Genomic DNA, 18,542 nt, shown 5'->3' with positions numbered 1-18,542 from the left:
TTATTTTGAATAGTAAAATTAGCCACTTGGCACGTTATCTTTTGGTTTTTGGGTTAACTCTCTCTTTTCATGCATGGAGTGCACCAACCAGCTTCGAACAAGCTAAAGTTGAATCAAGAAAAAATATTTATAACGGACAAACAAAATCAGGTATAGGCACACTATATTGTGGGTGTGATTGGCAATGGGTAGGCAAAAGTGGTGGGCGTGTTGATCTGGCTTCTTGCGGTTATCACGTCAGATCACAGCAAACAAGGGCTGCACGTATTGAATGGGAACATATGGTACCAGCCTGGGTATTTGGGCACCAGCGCCAGTGTTGGCAAAATGGTGGGCGGAAAAACTGTGTTGAAACCGATCCTGTATTTCGCATGATGGAGTCAGACATGCATAATTTGGCGCCAGCAATCGGTGAAGTTAATAGCGATCGTAGTAATTATGGTTATGGAATGCTCGCCAGAAACACACCGAATATGTATGGTTCATGTAGCAGTAAAGTGGATACCAAATCACGTCTGTTTGAACCGCGTGATAGGGTAAAAGGCATGGTTGCCAGAGTCTATTTCTATATGCATGACCGCTATAATCTGACTATGTCACGTCAACAACAACAATTGATGATGGCGTGGGATCGCCAGTATCCAGTGGATGACTGGGAGCGTGAAAGAGATAACAGAATTGCTAAGATAATGGGGCACCATAATCCATTTGTAACTGGCAGCAAAAAGTGGCAATTGGGACATAAAAATTCAGGCCAAGGTTTAATATCACAGCAAGGATTGATGGCACAAAAAGGAGGAGAGGCACAGAGCCGTGTGCCAAAGCAAAGTCATTTGCAGGCAGAAAATAGCCAGATATCAACCCAAAGAATGACAGCAAAAACGGCGCAAGATGAGACAATTAAGGGGAATAAAAATAGTCAAATTTATCATTTTGCACACTGCGCTGGCTATAAAACTGTGGCAGATAAAAACGCAATTTATTTCCGCTCAGAATCAGAAGCCAAAAAAGCGGGGTATCGTTTGGCTGGTAATTGTAAAAAGTAGCTGCTAATGCATTACTAATAAAAATCAAACAATGTTTCAGTAAAATTTAACCTTCGAGCTTGTCATAAATAAAAAACTGTCATTATACTGACATCATAGTCCGTTAGATTACACCAAAGAAACGGAAAGATGCGAGGAATGCTAATGACAGATATTGAAACTGCATTCTCGGTTAGGAGCCGGCGCTTAAGATCATGTCACTGATAAAAAGTGACAATCTTAGCGTCGGTTTTTTTATGGTTCTTTCATGAGCTTAAAAGGGAGCTCCTATCTATAACATCGATGTTAAGACACCGCAAAGTGAAGCTAACGATAAGGTGTGCGACTATGGGTAGACAGAAAGCAGTGATGAAATCTCGCCGTGAAGTCAGGAGGATGTTAAAAAGGGGGGCACGTTATCGGGATAACGATAATGTCACTTCACTGGTACAGATTGGGGGGGTTGAGGCCATCGGAATGGCGCGTGAAAACAGGGATACGTCAGAAATTATGCCGCGCAGCGAAGCGCAGTATCGCTATATGCGGGCAATCAATAACAAGCAATTGATTATTACCAATGGTGAAGCGGGTTGTGGCAAAACCTACGTTAGTGCCGTGATGGCGGCTGATGCTTTAATCAATAAAGAGGTTGATAAAATTATTGTGACGCGTCCGGTATTACAGGCAGAAGAAGATCTTGGTTTTCTGCCGGGAGATATGGCGGATAAATTTGCCCCTTATTTCCGGCCGGTTTATGACGTGCTATTAAAACGCATGGGCGCTTCATTTTTGCAATATTGCTTACGTCCTGAAATTGGCAAAGTAGAAATTGCTCCTTTTGCCTATATGCGAGGAAGAACATTTGAGGATGCATTTGTGATCCTCGATGAAGCGCAAAATGTTACGGTTAATCAAATGAAAATGTTTTTAACACGATTGGGAGAAAATGTAACAGTAGTTGTAAATGGTGATATTAGCCAGTGTGATTTGCCGACAAATATCACATCAGGGCTGGTGGATGCATTGGAGCGGTTTTCTGATGATGAAGCTATCAGTGTGATCCATTTCTCCCAGCAAGATTGCATCCGCTCTAAATTGTGCCAGAAAGCGTTGATAGCTTATGGTTGATTAGCCGTAGATTTCAAATTTTATAGACATGTAGCAAAGAAAAAACTCCCGGCTAACTTTGTGGCTGGGAGTAATAGTTTTGTTTTTAATGATCGGTATATCAGGATGCTTTGCACCAGTTTAGCCGTGAGTTACATTACCTCGTGAATTTTAGGTTGCAGTGTGGCCAATAAAGTGGCAATTTGAAAGACATAAGTCAATTCGATTTGTAATAGATGCAATTTACGTTAATTAAAATTTTATTTCATTATTAAATGTTTATTGAGGGCATAGTTATGGATCATGATGAAAAAGAAAAATTAGAATTACGGCAAAGAAAAGCCTGGGATAAATATAGAGAATGTGTGCGTAGTCGTTGGAATACAAGTGCTATAAATAGAATGATGGAGAACGGAAGCCGCTGGAGGCTTTTTTTCCCCCAGAATTTACATGCTGGTATGCAACATAATATAGAAAACTTACGGCATCAAATTCAAATGCAGCCACTTTCAGATAAAGAGCAACAGTTTGCAGATGTTTTTATGAAAAAAGATTTTTTCATTGTTCATGCAAGTGATGTTAATCTAATAAATAATAATGAAAGAAACTTGCTTATTTATTCAAGGCATCGTCTTCAGGAGAAAGGCATTAAGTTTCCAACTCACCATTCCTCTGTGCAGGATATTTTAGGGTTAGGTAATGATGATTATGTGTTTTTTTCACTTGAAGTAGGTTATACATTAAAAAAGCCCCTAAGTATATTTGGTGCTAACTTTTATCGTATTCCTTATAGAAGGGAAAATATGGCACTTCGTCATTCTTCTATGACGCTGATTGATCAAATTAAGCTGAAAGCGCCAGATAGTAGAATGCTTGAAAAAATAAGTCAGCAAGCACGTACCTATCTCAAAACAAGGGGATTTGTAAGAGAAAATGTACATTTCTGTGGTATTGATAATTGTTTAGAAGGATTACTTTATTCAATTATTCTTGAAACAAGAAACCTTGGTAGATTGTCGATGGAAAAAGATGTAAATTTGATTTTATCTGCACGAACTGATGATGAAATGAATCGGGTTATTAATGGATTATTCCGCCCTGAAGTCAGGGTGCCAAGAATGGTAGGAATTCCTAACGATGCTTACCAGGCAATAATGAATAAAAGGTTTTAATAAAACCTGATAGGTTATAGATTAATTTATTGTTCAAATTCATATTCTAGTTACCAAGTATGGCGATAAAATTGGTAAGGGAAGGTTCTAATCTCATTAAACAATCTTGTTGTTACCTTGATTAAAACCTTAACCCAGATAATCATCCCAGTAATTAAAAAAGATTGATCATCACTTAATTTTCATTCCAGCCATTGTCATTAGAGTACGAAATAACGTGGATACAGCGTATAAAGCCAATACGCTGCAAAACCAAATTGCTACCATCCAACCCAAACGCTTCCATAGTGAAGGGCGTTGTGATGCTGTTTTAATGGTAGCCTTGTTCGTGGGTGATTTTTCCTCGGAAAACATAATAACTCCAAAAGGTATAAGTCAAAATTATCGGGATAATGAACAGAGCACCAACCAGCATAAAACCTAATGATTGAGGAGGGGAGGCTGCCTCTTCATAGCTAATGAAGGGCGGGATAATGTTCGGCCAAATGCTGATCCCTAATCCAGTAAAACCCATGAAAATCAATAATAATGCTGCCAAAAACGGGGTGTAATGGCTTGAATTCTGGTCAGATTTCAATAGTTTCCAGCTTGACCACAATACCAATAATGGTACGGGCATGAAGAAAAACAGATTCGGTAAGCCGAACCAACGTTCGGCAATCGTTGAGTGAGCAAGTGGTGTCCAAATACTGATAATGGCAATAATTGCTAGCATCAGCAATGTCAAGGGATGCAGAACCCGATACATCTGTTGTTGCAGATGGCCTTCTGTTTTCATCACTAGCCAACCACATCCCAATAAGGCATAAGCGATGACAAGCCCAATCCCACAAAATAGAGGAAAAGGAGCCAACCAATCAAAATGGTTGCCAATATAAACACGATTTTCGACAGGAAAACCTGCAATAACTGCCCCAACAACGATACCTTGCATAAAAGTGGCGAGAATTGAACCGGCCATAAATGCCTTATCCCAAAAGTGTTGGTGCTTTGGTGTGGCCTTAAAACGAAATTCAAAAGCAACACCACGAAATATCAGGCCTAATAACATAATGGTTAATGGAATTGCCAGTGCGTCCAAAACTACTGCATAAGCCAGTGGGAACGCGCCAAATAATCCAGCGCCTCCCAGAACCAACCAAGTTTCATTGCCATCCCAGACAGGAGCAACAGAATTCATCATCAGATCACGATCGGATTGCTCTTTAATCGCTGGATATAAGATGCCGATCCCAAGATCAAAACCATCCATCACGATATACATCATGGTGCTAAATATGATGATCAGGAACCAAATAAGAGGAAGATCAATGCCCATTTACTGACTCCTTATTTGGGACTTGTGGAAGGCCTTGACGGATGAGTTTCATCATATAGACGTAACCAACACCGAAGACGGCGGCATAGACGACAAAGAAAATAAGTAGGCTGATGCTCATATGGATTTCACCGTGTGCTGATACCGCATCTTTGGTGCGCATTAAGCCGTAGACGACCCACGGTTGACGGCCTATTTCTGTAGTGAACCAGCCTGCCAGAATTGCAATAAGGCCGGAAGGTGCCATCAAAAGCATAAAGCGGAGGAAGAGTGGGTTTTCATACAGGCGTTTTTTATGACGCAACCATAATCCCCAGACGCCGGCAAAAATCATCAAAATTCCCAATCCCACCATGATGCGAAATGACCAAAACACCATTAAAGCATTTGGGCGATCTTCAGGGGCAAATTCTTTCAGTGCCGGCACTTGTTTATCCAGACTGTGTGTCAGAATCAGGCTGGCAAGATAGGGGATTTTGACTGCATAATGCGTCTCTTCCGCTTCCTGATTGGGAATACCAAATAGAATCAGTGGAGTGGCTTCACCAGGATGATTTTCCCAATGACCTTCCATAGCAGCGATTTTAGCCGGTTGATATTTTAACGTATTCAGCCCGTGCATATCGCCAATCACGGCTTGTAATGGGGCAATAATCAGGATCATCCACATCGCCATTGACAACATTTTCCGCATGGCGGATGAATCATTGCCCTTCAGTAAATGCCAGGCAGCAGAAGCAGCAATGAAAAATGCTGCGGCTAGAAATGCCGCTGTCCCCATATGTAGCAGGCGATAGGGGAACGATGGATTGAAAATGACCGCGAACCAATCAACAGGAACAACCTGATTATCTATAATTTCATGGCCTTGTGGGGTTTGCATCCAGCTATTAGAGGCCAATATCCAGAATGTAGAAATAATCGTGCCGAGCGCCACCATACAGGTTGAGAAAAAATGTAGCTTTTCTCCGACCCGATGCCAGCCAAACAGCATGACACCGAGGAATCCAGCCTCAAGAAAAAATGCGGTCAGCACCTCATATACCAACAACGGGCCAGTAATGGTGCCGGCAAAATCAGAAAAGAAACTCCAGTTGGTGCCGAACTGATAAGCCATTACCAAGCCAGAAACAACCCCCATACCGAAATTAACTGCGAAAATTTTTGACCAGAAGTGATATAACGTTTTGTAGTCCGTATTACGTGTTTTAAGCCATAAGCCTTCCAATACCGCCAGAAAGCTTGCCAAGCCTATGGTAATGGCCGGAAAGATAATGTGAAAAGAAACCGTAAAGGCGAATTGAATCCTTGCGAGTTCAAGGGCAGTTAACCCTAACATAGTGACCTCTTATTGAAATCTTTGGGTATATAGGTAAACGAAGTTAGAAGGTATAGGTAAGTAGAACACAGGGAAATGAGGTATAATAGTGACAATTTTTTATATATTGACTATAACAATTTTAAATGAAATCCAGTCATATAGTGTGTTGTTGGCAATGGATAATTCTTAGCGCTAATTTTTTCTAATTAAACGACTATAACTGAACAATTTCAATGTGATACATGCAGCCTTATCGGCGGAGTAGACGGTATTCGTTATCAAGGCAAAACTGAGTCCATTAAGGGATAAAAAAACAACAAAAATCGTCGACATCGCGGAAAATTTAAACTAACTTATTCATAGCCTGTTCCTCCCCGGAACTGTTTTCGGCGTTCACCAAAACTTCGCTTCAGGAGCTGGCCTCTTATTCATCTCTTATCCAGAATTCGGGCTAAATATCACATCATAAAAATTAATTATCATATAAAGGCTCAACATGAAAAATATAAAGATCAACATAAAAAAATTTTTTTTAAAACTAACTATTAGCTTATTGGTTTTTAGTATTGTAAATATCATTTATGCAGGAACTGACAAAACACAATTAAATTCTATTACAAAAGAAGAGCCTGCTCGACTTAAATCTGAACTCATCAATTCTTCATATGGTAAAAATTGCACTGATAAGGCTAACTATTTGGGCTATGTTAGCTCTATTTCGATCGGATATGGAGGAAGTAATACGGCTGATATCCAAAATAGGATAAGTATTACAGTAATGGATAAAAACAGGAAAAATCGAGAATGGTATTGGACGCTATATGACGCAGACACAGATGCAGGTAAAGCGATTTATACTGTAGCGATGTATGCCGCAGTCAGCGGAGAAAAAATTTCTGCTCAATGCTCTATAGGAGGTGGTGGAGGTCATTATGACATAAAATCTTTATGGGTTGGACCTGACGCTTGGTAATGTAGAGATGCATATCATGAGGTTAACAAAGTTTGCGTTGAAAGATAATGGCGGCGGAAGGTGAATGTTTATAATCCCAAAGTAAACCGCTAGATGTAAAAAACATTATATTTCAAAAAATCAAAGGAAATTAAAAGCATGAATTTTTTTTTGAAACGATCACAGGCGATATTTCTTCTAAGTCTTACACTGTCTGTTTCAGCGGTGCAAAGCTATGCCGCATTTAATGAAAATGATCCAGTTAACAACCTTTATTCTGCTTCATATAATCACGGGGGAAAGATAAATTGTGGGCGTGGACACTCACCTCCATTGTCGCATACAGAGAAAAGTTTGGGGGATTCACAATGCAATGATTTTTTTATTGTTTATCCCCTAGCAAAAAGTCTAATTCCCATTACCAATATATTGCTAACTAGCTCTAAACCTAAACCTAAACCTAAGCTTAAACCTAAAATTGAAACATGCGAAGTTGAACTAAACACAACCAAGACTTGGATTTTCGGTTCATGGTATAGTACCTTTATCAGTAAGCCGGGTTGTCAGATTAAGCTTAGGTTAATTTGTGATGGAAATGAAAATGCGTGTTCTCCTTCTATTGGAGACTATTCAACATCCAATAAATTTCAAGTGATAATATTTGATAATAAAACAAACTATAAAAAAGAAACTCTTGTTCGCACTCAAAACACAGAAAAAGCTAACGTGACTCACCATTCGACCATTCTAAAATCAATAGATAATATGAAGTTTGAAAATAAAGGCAGCGGCATTGCAAAAATTTCATATATTACTTCTAGTTGTTACAAGGATACTGGCCCAAGCTCATTTGAAGTTAAACCAAATTTAGATCGTGCTTTTACCATAAAAACTAAAAATAATGTTGATTTTTCCTGGTCGAATTGTTTTGATCAAGATAAAACAATCAGTTGGAAAATTGAATATACTACATATGAATAAATAATTTTAATAAAGAGGTCAAATAAGATGAAATCATTTTATATACTTGCTTTATTTTTGAGTATAATTAGCAACATAGCGGTTGCTACACCTAAAGATACTACAAATAATGCACAGCCTAGATTAAATATCGTTGACCCAATGATGAGTCTGTCTGCTGCAAGTGATTGCGCTCTCAATACGGGTTATCTTATTTCTATATCTGTAGGATATGATGGTAATAAAAACTGGACAGCTTATAAAATTAAAAATGAAAAAGGTACTCAGGCTTGGTATTGGGGCGCTGATCAAATTAATACTCCAGCAGGGCAAGCCATCCTTGCAACAGCAATTTATGCTGCATCTAGTGAACAAAAAACTTTAATTCAATGTGACACCAATAATCATATTAAATCTTTGTGGGTTGGACCTGATGCTTTTTAGTTCATTTAGTTGCATTAATATAGAGGATGTTGGACATTAAAAAAACGCTAACTTTGCGATGAGTCTTGTTGCAACCACGATATATATAATTACCAAAATATTTAAAAAATTAATGCTTCATTAAACATAAAACCATCCGCTATGCGGATGGTTTTATGTTTTTATCAAAATTAACGTATTATCTGATAGTCAATAAACTGAGAAATTGTATCATTTCAAACTGTAATGAAGAATTGGGTTATACCTACGCGTGCAAGAAACCATGTTTTGGATCCAACGCCTCTCTCCATCGGATAAATGAATCATGTGTCTTGCAAGGTGTTGATATTGTGGTCGATTATAAAGATAAAGCACTTGCAAAAATTCAAATTGAAAACTTTCCATAAGAGCTGGCTGTGGTCTATCTTGTAAAGTTTCAAGAGAGGCAACACCTAGTTCATCAGCAATATGCCATCTTTCTCTTGGTGGTGGATAAAGCGCAATTGTATTTGTTCTTGGCCTTGGATGAGAAAGCCCTACTGCATGTCCAAACTCATGGAGAAGAACTGTATAAGTGAAATTTTCTAGTAAAGCGGTTCTGTCGTTGGTTCCAAAGTTAGTTTCTAATTGTTGTAACTCTGCTCTATTTATTTCATTACTTTGCCTAATGTATATTCCAGGCGATGTAATAAAAGGGTATTGTCTATTAAGATTTCTTAATTCTGAAAAATCCGCATCAAGTGTTATTGCAATAGCACGTCGAAAACTACCAAAAAAAGAAGTTGGCGCTGTTCGTATAATAAAATTTGGAATGCCACCACCTGATGAAATCGGTACTATAGTTAGGCCATTATTATTAAGAATTTCATTCCAATATGCAGCCGCTTCATCAACAAGAGGCTGCAAACGAATATCTTCACTCTCACCACCTTCTATATTAAAATGAATTGTCATTTGTGGGTTTACTTCATAACGCATAAAAGGTCCATAATGGTGTACTACTGAATATGGCATAGGAGTATTAGTGTGCAGTGTGTTTGCCTCAATGAAGAAACTAACATGATTATAGACTGGGTCAGATGGATCGAAATTAGAAGGTTGAGCATAGCCATGAATCGGTGCTGTAAGTAAAATAAAGCATAACAGATTAAATACTTTTGATGACTTGGGGAATTTTTTATACATATGGTTTACCCTTTTATTTTATATTTATTTAAAGATACACCCAAAAGTAGGATACTCAATGCGCCTTCATATTCAGACTGAATATATGAGGTTAAGAATGATATGAATGACATATATATAAAATCCTCTCTTAATTTTAAAAATAAGATTGATTTATAATATAAAAAATTAATAAATAAGTTTTATGATTTGCACATTTATAAAAATTATGATGCTAATTTTAAGGCTTTGAATCTCGCCCAAAACTTGCTAAAAGATTATCTGAAACAAAACACAGTAAAAGAAATGAAAATTACAATAAGATTGTTATTTATAATGTAAAGTTAAAGTATTACATAATTGGAGATGATGACCATCAGAACTCACTTTTGGCGATTATGGTTACCTAAAATTCACGATACTCCCTTAACTCTATAGAGTCAATTAATGTATAGAGATGATGAACCAATTTACCTCTCTAAAAAACGCAGTGGGGTGGAATTGTCAATAATATGAAAGCAGGCTCAGTATTATCGAGCCTGCTTAGCCGGTTAAGCAAAACAAATTTTTGCCCAGCGTGCCAGACCTGTTGTTACTGAACCGAAGTAATTACCCCCAACCAGCGGGATACCTGACAATTTTTGTTCAATTGCCTGGCGTAAAATAGGGGAATTGGCTGAGCCACCTGTCATAAAGATCACATCAGGTTGGGTTCCACTTTGTGCCACAGCTTCACTAACCAATTTTGCCATCTTCTCTTTAGTGGAATCGATTGCCGCAATCATCTGATCACGTTGAATATCAATTTCAATTATCTCTGATAATAGATTGAGCTTAACACGACACTCAGCTTGTCCTGAAAGAGCAATTTTGGCTTCCTCTGCACTGAGAACCAGGCTGTATCCCAATGTTTCTTGGTACACTTTCAATAAGCGTGCGAGTTTTTCGGGTTCTTGAGCATCTCTGTGCAAGGATTTTAATGCCGTTAAATTCTGGCGAGAGTAGAACTCTTTCTGGGCTTGTATATCATTGATGGCAATCGGGTTCCAAAACTGCGTCAGTGGCATGTCAATCCCTGAGGTAACTTTGCTGCCTAATCCAAAAGGATGCATGAGTTGTTTAAAAGTGAGATTAATATCTAAATCATTTCCCCCGATACGTTGACCTGTGTGCGCTAGTAAGCTGTCATTGCGTTCAGATAGGTTTCGCCAGCTTGGTCCCATTTGAATAACCGAGCAATCTGTTGTTCCACCGCCAATATCGACAACCAATACCGTTTTATCTTCTGTTAATGTGGCTTCATATTCCAAGCCTGCTGCTACTGGTTCAAATTGGAATTCAATATTGCGAAAACCTGCTCGTTTTGCTGCATTAAATAAGATACCTTTAGCTTGTTGATTCGATTTATCACCGCCACGCCCATGAAAATTGATTGGGCGGCCAATGACGACATCTTCGACAGCTTGCTGTTTATTAGTTTCTACTTGTTGTTTGATATTTGCCATCATGGCACAAACCAGATCTTCAAAAAAACTGATTTGAGTATCTCTTAACCCCATAGCACCCAGAAAAGACTTTGGTGATTTAACGTAATAAACATCTTGAGGATCTTCCAAATATCGAGCTAATGCTTTTTGTCCAAATGCGAGATCATCTGGCAAAAGTTCAATGCCTTCTTCTTGGTTTGCCGTGATCGCGCTACGAAGTAATTGCTCACCTGTTTGATTGCCTGGTTTGATATTCCAGTGGCGAAATAAATGCTCAGAAACGGCTTCTCTGGTCGGTGCAGCCAAAGCAGAAGGCATATAGAAACTACCATTTTCAATAGCAATTAGTTGCGGTGTATCTTCGATCATTTCTGCAACCGCGCAATTTGATGTGCCATAATCAAAACCGATGAACATAGGTTTCCTCATATTTAATCGTGGAAATTTTAAAAAGGGCAGATGCTATCCTAAATTAGTTCTGAACGCGAGCTTAGCTTGCTCTAATGAGCTGATTAACCCACTATTTTGTTGTGAGATATTCAGGATTTTTATTCAAAAAAAGAAAACCATGAATGCTGAAATAACCCATTATTTTCCCCTTAGAATGTATTTGTGAGAAAATTATAGAGAAGTATTTTATTAATAATAAATCCATTTTTAACAGTATTGAAAAATTCATTAATTAATATTTATTACTTATTACGAAATGTCTAAGCGCAGATATGTAGGAATTATCTTTTTCAGGTGAATCTATTTATTCTAATCATAGAGTGATTTCTGTTTCTGAAAATCCCAAGTATAATATCGAAAATTTTTTATTTTATACCTATAACAGTTTAGACAAAGGCCAAACATATGACGCGTTACGAACAATTGGCTGGAATGATCCGCCAACAAATAGAGGACGATATTTGGCTAGTGGGTGACAGATTGCCTTCGTTGCGGGAGTCAGTGAAATCTTCAGGCTTGAGTTTGATGACTGTGCTACAAGCCTACCAATTGCTGGAAAGTCAGGGATGGATCGTGGCGCGCCCACAATCAGGGTATTACGTTGCCACTCGATTAAAACCCTTTGCGGCGGCAAAAGGCGGAAAGGGGCTAAATCTAAGTGAAAATGTGGAGATCAGTGCTTCCATATTTGATGTCTTACAGGCATGCAAAGATCCGCAAATTATTCCTTTCGGTTCAGCATTTCCCGATCCTTCTCTATTGGTCGAACCTAAATTGTCAAAAATACTGGCTTCAGTCGCTCGCCGTTTTGTGCCACACAGTTCGCTGGCAAATTTGCCTCCAGGTAATGAAAAGTTACGGCGTAATATATCCCGCCGTTATGCTGCCCACGGCATCCATGTTTCCCCTGAGGAAGTTGTTATTACCGCCGGAGCAATGGAATCATTAAGTTTTAGTTTGCAATCTGTCACTTCACCGGGAGATTGGGTGGTGATTGAATCACCCGCTTTTTATGGAGCGTTGCAAGCGATAGAACGGTTACGTTTGAAAGCCATTGCCATTAAGACAGATCCTCAGACAGGCATTGATTTGCATAGTTTGGAAGAAGTTGTGCAGAAATATCCAATAAAAGCCTGCTGGTTAATGTCGCGTTTTCAAAATCCACTGTGCTGTACAATGCCTCCTGAAAATAAACAGCGATTAGTAGGGATTTTGAACCAAAACCAGATAACCCTGATTGAAGATGATGTATATGGTGAATTGTATTTCGGGCAGGAGCCTCCGGCACCAATAAAAGCATGGGATACTGAAAATAATTTCATGCATTGCTCATCATTTTCAAAATGCCTTGCCCCTGGTTATCGGGTAGGTTGGGTTGCAGCAGGCAAACATGCGCAAAAAATTCAGCAATTGCAGATGATGAGTACGGTATCTGCCAGTACGCCGACGCAATTGGCAATTGCGGACTATTTGGCGCAGGGAGGATATGACAACCACCTGCGTCGATTGAGGCGGCAATTGGAACAACGGCAAAATCGGATGCTATGGGCAATTAGTGAATACTTTCCCCAATCCGTGAAAGTAAACAGTGCACATGGTGGTTATTTTCTCTGGCTGGAATTTGAACCACCTTTTAATGCTAACCGACTCTATCAGTTGGCATTAGCAAAGAATATCAGCATTGCACCAGGTAGCATGTTTTCCACTAGCATTCAGTTTGATCATGCTTTTCGCTTGAATACTTCATTTGCCTGGAATGAAACTCAGGCTTTGGCAATGAAAGAATTGGGGAATATGTGCCATATGCTTTTAAAGGAATGTAGGTAATCAATCACACTTTAACTGTCTCAATATTGTCGCAGGGAAAATTATTTGCCAATGTTCCGGTTAACAAGTTGATATTGGTTGTTTTTTAGCTCGGTAAACAAAATTTTAAAGTGGTGAGGGAGTGGCATGAAAATGAAATGCTTCGATTATGCAACATTACCAAGAGTGCAATGGTCTGGAGGTGGGGGCGAAACAAGGGATATTGTTTGCTGGCCTGTGTCTGATGATTTCTCTTGGAGAGCTTGTTTTACGACTATCCATCAAAGCGGGGTATTAGGACAACTCCCTGATGTTGAATGCTCAATCCTTTTATTAAAAGGAAAGGGGTTCCGTTTAACTAGCCCAGGTTTTTTGGAGCACGAATTAGTGAAAAAGATGGCTCCATTTAACTTTTCCGGTGATATTTTGACCCATGCGGAATTATTGGATGGCTCTGTTCAGTGTTTCAATATCATGACTCGTCGTTCATGTTGGGCTTCTGAGATTTCCGTTATTTCTGATGAACGTTTACTGCCAACATCACATAGTGGCGTACTTTATGTTTTAAAAGGACGTTGGGAAATGACAGGAGCGAATTGTGTACAGCTTGCTTTTGGTCAAGGTGCATGGTGGTTGCCGGATATACGAGAAGGGGTAATTAAGCCATTGATTGCAGATAGCCAGCTATTGTGGGTTGATTTACGTCCGATTGGCTGAATGGGGTAATCATAAAAAATTAATATAATTAACGGCCTGCTATAAAGCAGGTCGTTGAGTTTTATGTAATTAAATACAGTGGCTTTAAGTTTTGGTTAAAAAAACTTTACCTAAAAAATGAAAAATAGCGAAAAGAGTATAATCTTAAACTATAAGCATATAACGATAAAAGTAATATACATAAGATATTATTATTTCTGTCATTGATAGTTAAATAAATTATCTATTATGGTTATGGATAGCTATCAAGATAACAGAAATTATAAAAATTCAATCCATACTTTGGTAAGGTTTTAATAATTATGAAAAAAATATTGATAGCTACTTCATTATTGACTTTTTCCTTTGGGATCATGGCAACACCTGCTCTATCACAATTGGATTGGAAAATTGGCGATGCTCTGATTGCCAGAGGCAAAGTTTTCTGGACTCCCCTTGATAGTCTGACCGTGAATGCTGATGGTTGGGCCAGATTATCGTCAAGTGATAGCAAAATGGTTGATGATTTAAATGCCGCAGGTTGGTTAATTAAACAATCTAATTACAAATTAGGGGCGGTATTAGGTTATCAGGAAACACGTTTCAGTTGGACGGCTTATGGTGATCATTATATCTATGATAATAGTGCTAATATCGGAGAGTTTTCTACAGGGATGGTCGGTGTTGGCTATAAACAAAAATATAGCGTGCCATATATTGGATTATCTGGACAATATCGTTATCAGGATTTTGAATTTAATTTTTTACTAAAATATAGCCCGTGGGTAAAAGCCTGGGGTAACGACGAGCACTATATGCGTCGCTTAACCCTTCCTCAGCGATCTGATAATGTGCATTACTTCGATGCCAGTATAGAAGCTGGTTATTATTTAACGCAAAATACGAAGGTGTATACAGCATTTATCTGGAATAAATATCGCGAAGGTAAAGGCAAAACGAAGTTCACCTATTATGATGCGGACTACACTAAAGATTTAGGTGATGATTCTATCGGGATTGAAAACCGAAACTACAGTCTCGATCTTGGATTACAGTACCATTTTTAATTTGTAGTGGCATAAAGATCTCGGACACCTTAAAAGCCTGCTAATGTTATGTCACCTGATATCCATTTTACGGATATAGCAGAATTTATATTTTGAAGCTGTTGTGCCGCCACTTTCAGTTGTTCAGATCTTCGTGCATTAATAACAACATTTACACCTTCAGCCACTAGTGCAGCAGCGCAAGCAAATCCTAAACCTTCGCTGGCTGCACATATGACAGCCCAGCGACCCGCGATTCCAAGATCCATATTCTCTCCGTTAGTGTGACAGTGAAGATAACATTATCAATGTTGGTTGCTCTATAAGCGCCGGTTTTTTGTTTCGGATACCCTATACAGGGTAAAAGTAATGAAAACAAAACAAATCAAGGCAAGAATGAAAAGTCCCCACATTAAACCCGTTGCTGTTGTTGTATGCCCACTAGAGAAAAACCATAATACAATGGCTGCTCCGGCCATTTTTAGTGCGCCTTGTAACGCACTGCCTGTTCCGGACAATTTTGGATGTCCATGCAAACTTATCCCAAGTAATAATGGAGAAGACAGTCCACATCCTAGCCCTACCGCAAAACTATAAATAATGATAAATTCAATCGACAATATCTGAGTAAAATAAATAAAGATGAGCGCCATCGCTGTAAACAACACTAATAACGGGAGTGAAACTTTCAGAATTCTTTCAGGTGTGGAATGTGACAACCATTTTTTTGTCAGCAACGAACCTATTACAATCCCAGCAGAATAAACCATAAACAGATATCCATTCTGTGATGAAGATAATTCAAATTGTGTCTGGAATACGAAAGGGCTGGCAGTAAAATAACCAATGGTAATAGCAAACAAAACGGCAGAAACAACACTGTATACAACAAAATTAATGTCAGATAACAGAATTCGAAAACCTGTTATTCGGCCATTGTCTGTTGATTTCATCGGTGATGTTTCCGGCAACGTCATTTTTACAAAAAATGCACCTATCAGCATCATTATGGTAAGGGCTATAAAATTAAACTTCCACGGCAGATATTCTGTAATATACCCGCCAATGACAGGTGCAAAAGCAGGCGAAACTTGTGATGCCATCGAAAAAATAGCCAGCGATTTAGATAATTCTGTCTTATCGCGGAAAGTATCGCTGAGTATAGCTCTGCTAATGACCGGACACCCACCTGCACCAATACCGGTCAGAAGCCGGAATAGAGATAGTGTGTGAAATGATTCAGCCGTAGAAGTCAGATAATTACCGATAGCGGAAAATAATAAGGAAAATACAATGACAGGAATGCGTCCGTGTTTATCGGAAAGAGGCCCATAAAAAAGTTGGGATACAGAGAAACCAATGAGATAATAAACAACAAGGCTTTGTGCCTGATTGTCAGTAATTGCGAGTGCGGTTTTTATTATAGGGAGTGCTGGATTATAAAGATCTATAGAAAATAACCCCAATACCAGTATAACGCACGAATTGATGATAATAAGTTTTGACTTCATGCCTTTTCACCTTTTATACAGGGCGCGAGCATACTTTGATTAATATTCGTACTTAAAATGTTTATATCGTTCTTTAACTCTTTGGTTGACTATAAAAGTTTAAAGAATTGTATTTTTGGTCAAATATAACTCGATAAAAACACTATTAAAGTTGTTTTTTTAAAAATAATAACCTGCAAAAGGCAGCTAAAATAGTGTGCTCGCGCCCTGGTGTAAAACCGGCTTCTTTTAAGCTGAAAATCTGGTATCTTTCTATTTCGGTCAGTTGTGTATAGGCCATAGTGCATTTTCCTTTGGCGAGAAAGATGCCTACTATAGCAACTGACCGCCTTTTTCAGAAATTGCACTTATTAGGCGAATCCAATTTTCATAATAATATTGCAGACAAATGAAACACCCTGCTTTTTGGTAACTGAGTGTTTATAAAACCAAATATGAAATTCATTTTTATGTAATTTAACCATGTTGTTAAACTTTAATATGTTTTTACTTTCGTGAGATGGAATTAAAATATGATCTCCTTATTTTTATTATCGTGTAAATTCTAACAATTGTACTTTGCAGATGTTTGTCAGTTTATAATCAAACATTATAAAGAAAAAATATAAAATATAAAATATAAAATATAAAATATAAAATATAAAATATTAATTTCTTTAATTATATAATAAATTCATTCATGAAATAGTCTGAGTGGTAATCTTAAAAATTTCTTCTCTCAGGAGAAAACCACTTCTAAAAATTGCGGTTCTAAAAGTCATTTGTCTTATTAATTAACTTAACGCGATGCTCGACTTTAACACCCTATAACGTTAGCTTGTTGAAAACAGTCGCGTTGACTTTTACCTTGTTTAAAATTAGCAAAAATGCCCAACGTATGAGAAAGCAGTTTTCTGGCTATTCGATTACTCAAGTGCCACAGATCCCGCGCCCAGCACTTCTCGATAGCAAATTGTCCGGAAGTTCTTGACCGCTACACTGACTGACTGTCAGGTCGGCTCGGTCGCCGTCCTGTTTTGCTTAGTGGTGGAATTGCTTACACGGTTGCTTCATTCGGCCTTGCCATAACGTCAGATCCGAGCATAGGGCAAATAGATGTACTGCATTGCAAAAAATTTATCATAATGCATAAAAACATATAAAAATAATATAAATATACGATTATAGTTATAATATACAAATGTAAAACAATGCAAACTGCAACTTGTTACAGTTTAATATAAACTTTATGTATTGTAATATATAATTTCAATTAGGCAGTCGAGGTTAATATGAATTATTTTAAAGAATATACAGCATATATTTTACTTTTGACTATGATCTTATTTGCAAATAATGCTTTATCTAAAGAAAGTACAGCGCAAATTGATAAGAAAGTAGAAACTACTAAAACCAAGGGCCCCTCTAATTTTGCTTCATACTACAATATGTACGTAAAAAATAATAGTGTAATTGCACAGGTAGAAATGACACGTACTGGATACGATTGTATGTATGGGGCAGGACCCCAAAAAATAGATTTAGACCCTCAAGGAAAAACAGCCTTTAACTTAGAGACAAATAATGGTTTCTTTCAAGGTTGTACTAATGTAGATAAAGTAGTGAAATGGTCTGTTAAGTACATGGTTCCAAATTCTAAAGATAGATACTGTAATATTAAATTGGTTACAACTGTAGATGACTTTGTAAATCAGAATTGGAGCACTACTTTCACACATGCAGATTCAAACTGTAACGTTCCCCTTAAATTTATATGTAATGGCAGTGAATCAGCATGTCAAACTGGTGACACTAATCCTAAAAATCAAATTATTTTGGAGATAGTTGATTAATTTATAGGGATAGTGACCGGGTAGCTGCGATAACCGCCAACTTTTTCCGCTTTCTCTCCTGTATCAAAAACGAATGTTTTTAGCACAACTTAGTACTACAGCCGTAGCCCGTATTGTGTGATGTTACTTTGGCAGCTAATCGGATGAATCTATCCGTACTTGTAATTCGTGTCAGATATCCAAGTTGTGGCGGAACAAAACAATTTTCGAGACAAGTGACTGAGTTATACAGCATAGCAGAACGTTAGTACGCCTGTGGCGTGCTAACGTTC

18 protein-coding genes and 1 pseudogene are annotated in these 18,542 nt (G+C 38.1%); 10 read left to right on the top strand and 9 right to left on the bottom strand.

What is annotated here, in order from left to right; translation table 11 throughout:
- Window positions 1–5: 5 nt before the first annotated feature.
- The 3 genes from Xish_RS00395 to Xish_RS00385 all read left to right on the top strand — a co-directional run bounded on the left by Xish_RS00395 (window position 6) and on the right by Xish_RS00385 (window position 3,304).
- Window positions 6–1,046: an endonuclease gene (locus tag Xish_RS00395; RefSeq protein WP_099116224.1), complete on the top strand. Its 1,041-nt coding sequence runs from the start codon at window positions 6–8 to the stop codon at window positions 1,044–1,046.
- Between the two features lie 327 nt (window positions 1,047–1,373).
- Complete coding sequence (phoH, locus tag Xish_RS00390) at window positions 1,374–2,153, top strand: phosphate starvation-inducible protein PhoH (RefSeq protein WP_208614785.1); 780 nt, start codon at window positions 1,374–1,376, stop codon at window positions 2,151–2,153.
- A gap of 275 nt (window positions 2,154–2,428) precedes the next feature.
- Entirely contained in the window at window positions 2,429–3,304 is an 876-nt protein-coding gene (locus Xish_RS00385; RefSeq protein ID WP_099116222.1) for a hypothetical protein, read from the top strand.
- 171 nt (window positions 3,305–3,475) lie between these two features.
- Here the strand turns inward: Xish_RS00385 and Xish_RS00380 are convergent, their stop codons facing one another.
- Genes Xish_RS00380 through Xish_RS00370 form a run of 3 tightly spaced genes read right to left on the bottom strand, consistent with a single transcriptional unit; the run spans window position 3,476 to window position 5,961 of the window.
- On the bottom strand, window positions 3,476–3,658 hold the full coding sequence (locus Xish_RS00380) for a DUF2474 domain-containing protein (protein ID WP_099116221.1): 183 nt from the start codon (window positions 3,656–3,658) through the stop codon (window positions 3,476–3,478).
- Complete coding sequence (gene cydB, locus Xish_RS00375) at window positions 3,615–4,622, bottom strand: cytochrome d ubiquinol oxidase subunit II (RefSeq protein ID WP_099116220.1); 1,008 nt, start codon at window positions 4,620–4,622, stop codon at window positions 3,615–3,617. Before cydB ends, Xish_RS00380 begins: the two co-directional genes overlap by 44 nt.
- Window positions 4,612–5,961 carry a cytochrome ubiquinol oxidase subunit I gene (locus Xish_RS00370; RefSeq protein ID WP_099116219.1) on the bottom strand — a complete coding sequence of 450 codons (1,350 nt, stop codon included), beginning with the start codon at window positions 5,959–5,961 and terminating at the stop codon, window positions 4,612–4,614. Before Xish_RS00370 ends, cydB begins: the two co-directional genes overlap by 11 nt.
- Window positions 5,962–6,439: 478 nt before the next feature.
- Here Xish_RS00370 and Xish_RS00365 point away from each other — a divergent pair, with 478 nt between their 5' ends.
- The 3 genes from Xish_RS00365 to Xish_RS00355 all read left to right on the top strand — a co-directional run bounded on the left by Xish_RS00365 (window position 6,440) and on the right by Xish_RS00355 (window position 8,299).
- Entirely contained in the window at window positions 6,440–6,916 is a 477-nt protein-coding gene (locus Xish_RS00365) for a hypothetical protein (RefSeq protein ID WP_099116218.1), read from the top strand.
- 138 nt (window positions 6,917–7,054) lie between these two features.
- On the top strand, window positions 7,055–7,876 hold the full coding sequence (locus tag Xish_RS00360) for a hypothetical protein (protein WP_099116217.1): 822 nt from the start codon (window positions 7,055–7,057) through the stop codon (window positions 7,874–7,876).
- Between the two features lie 27 nt (window positions 7,877–7,903).
- On the top strand, window positions 7,904–8,299 hold the full coding sequence (locus tag Xish_RS00355; protein WP_099116216.1) for a hypothetical protein: 396 nt from the start codon (window positions 7,904–7,906) through the stop codon (window positions 8,297–8,299).
- 210 nt (window positions 8,300–8,509) lie between these two features.
- Here Xish_RS00355 and Xish_RS00350 read toward each other — a convergent pair whose 3' ends face one another.
- Window positions 8,510–9,463, bottom strand: a complete 954-nt coding sequence (locus Xish_RS00350) for a hypothetical protein (protein WP_099116215.1) — start codon at window positions 9,461–9,463, stop codon at window positions 8,510–8,512.
- A gap of 530 nt (window positions 9,464–9,993) precedes the next feature.
- Window positions 9,994–11,346: a molecular chaperone gene (gene yegD, locus Xish_RS00345; RefSeq protein WP_099116214.1), complete on the bottom strand. Its 1,353-nt coding sequence runs from the start codon at window positions 11,344–11,346 to the stop codon at window positions 9,994–9,996.
- Between the two features lie 438 nt (window positions 11,347–11,784).
- On the opposite strand from yegD, the gene Xish_RS00340 reads away from it, so the two are divergent.
- The 3 genes from Xish_RS00340 to Xish_RS00330 all read left to right on the top strand — a co-directional run bounded on the left by Xish_RS00340 (window position 11,785) and on the right by Xish_RS00330 (window position 14,948).
- A complete protein-coding gene (locus Xish_RS00340) occupies window positions 11,785–13,206 on the top strand; it encodes an aminotransferase-like domain-containing protein (RefSeq protein WP_099116213.1) in 1,422 nt (473 codons plus the stop codon).
- A gap of 126 nt (window positions 13,207–13,332) precedes the next feature.
- Window positions 13,333–13,902: a HutD/Ves family protein gene (locus Xish_RS00335; protein ID WP_099116212.1), complete on the top strand. Its 570-nt coding sequence runs from the start codon at window positions 13,333–13,335 to the stop codon at window positions 13,900–13,902.
- A gap of 302 nt (window positions 13,903–14,204) precedes the next feature.
- Window positions 14,205–14,948, top strand: coding sequence for an omptin family outer membrane protease (locus Xish_RS00330; RefSeq protein ID WP_099116211.1), 744 nt, complete (start codon window positions 14,205–14,207; stop codon window positions 14,946–14,948).
- A gap of 29 nt (window positions 14,949–14,977) precedes the next feature.
- Here the strand turns inward: Xish_RS00330 and Xish_RS00325 are convergent, their stop codons facing one another.
- From Xish_RS00325 to Xish_RS19275, 4 genes and pseudogenes are all read right to left on the bottom strand, one after another.
- On the bottom strand, window positions 14,978–15,196 hold the full coding sequence (locus Xish_RS00325; RefSeq protein WP_244185857.1) for an SDR family NAD(P)-dependent oxidoreductase: 219 nt from the start codon (window positions 15,194–15,196) through the stop codon (window positions 14,978–14,980).
- 51 nt (window positions 15,197–15,247) lie between these two features.
- The gene (locus tag Xish_RS00320; protein WP_099116210.1) at window positions 15,248–16,438 is read right to left on the bottom strand and encodes a Bcr/CflA family efflux MFS transporter; all 1,191 of its coding nucleotides are present in this window, start codon (window positions 16,436–16,438) and stop codon (window positions 15,248–15,250) included.
- 145 nt (window positions 16,439–16,583) lie between these two features.
- Window positions 16,584–16,718, bottom strand: a complete 135-nt coding sequence (locus Xish_RS19090) for a hypothetical protein (protein ID WP_279625587.1) — start codon at window positions 16,716–16,718, stop codon at window positions 16,584–16,586.
- 516 nt (window positions 16,719–17,234) lie between these two features.
- Window positions 17,235–17,399: pseudogene (locus Xish_RS19275) on the bottom strand (IS982 family transposase); the annotation flags it as partial.
- 310 nt (window positions 17,400–17,709) lie between these two features.
- Between Xish_RS19275 and Xish_RS00310 the strand changes: the two are divergent.
- On the top strand, window positions 17,710–18,270 hold the full coding sequence (locus Xish_RS00310) for a hypothetical protein (protein WP_099116209.1): 561 nt from the start codon (window positions 17,710–17,712) through the stop codon (window positions 18,268–18,270).
- Window positions 18,271–18,542 lie beyond the last annotated feature (272 nt).

The sequence above is a fragment of the Xenorhabdus ishibashii genome, assembly GCF_002632755.1.
GTDB lineage: Bacteria > Pseudomonadota > Gammaproteobacteria > Enterobacterales > Enterobacteriaceae > Xenorhabdus > Xenorhabdus ishibashii.
The sequence above is the reverse complement of the archived record's forward strand: the minus strand, read 5'-3'. Positions and strand labels throughout refer to the sequence as shown.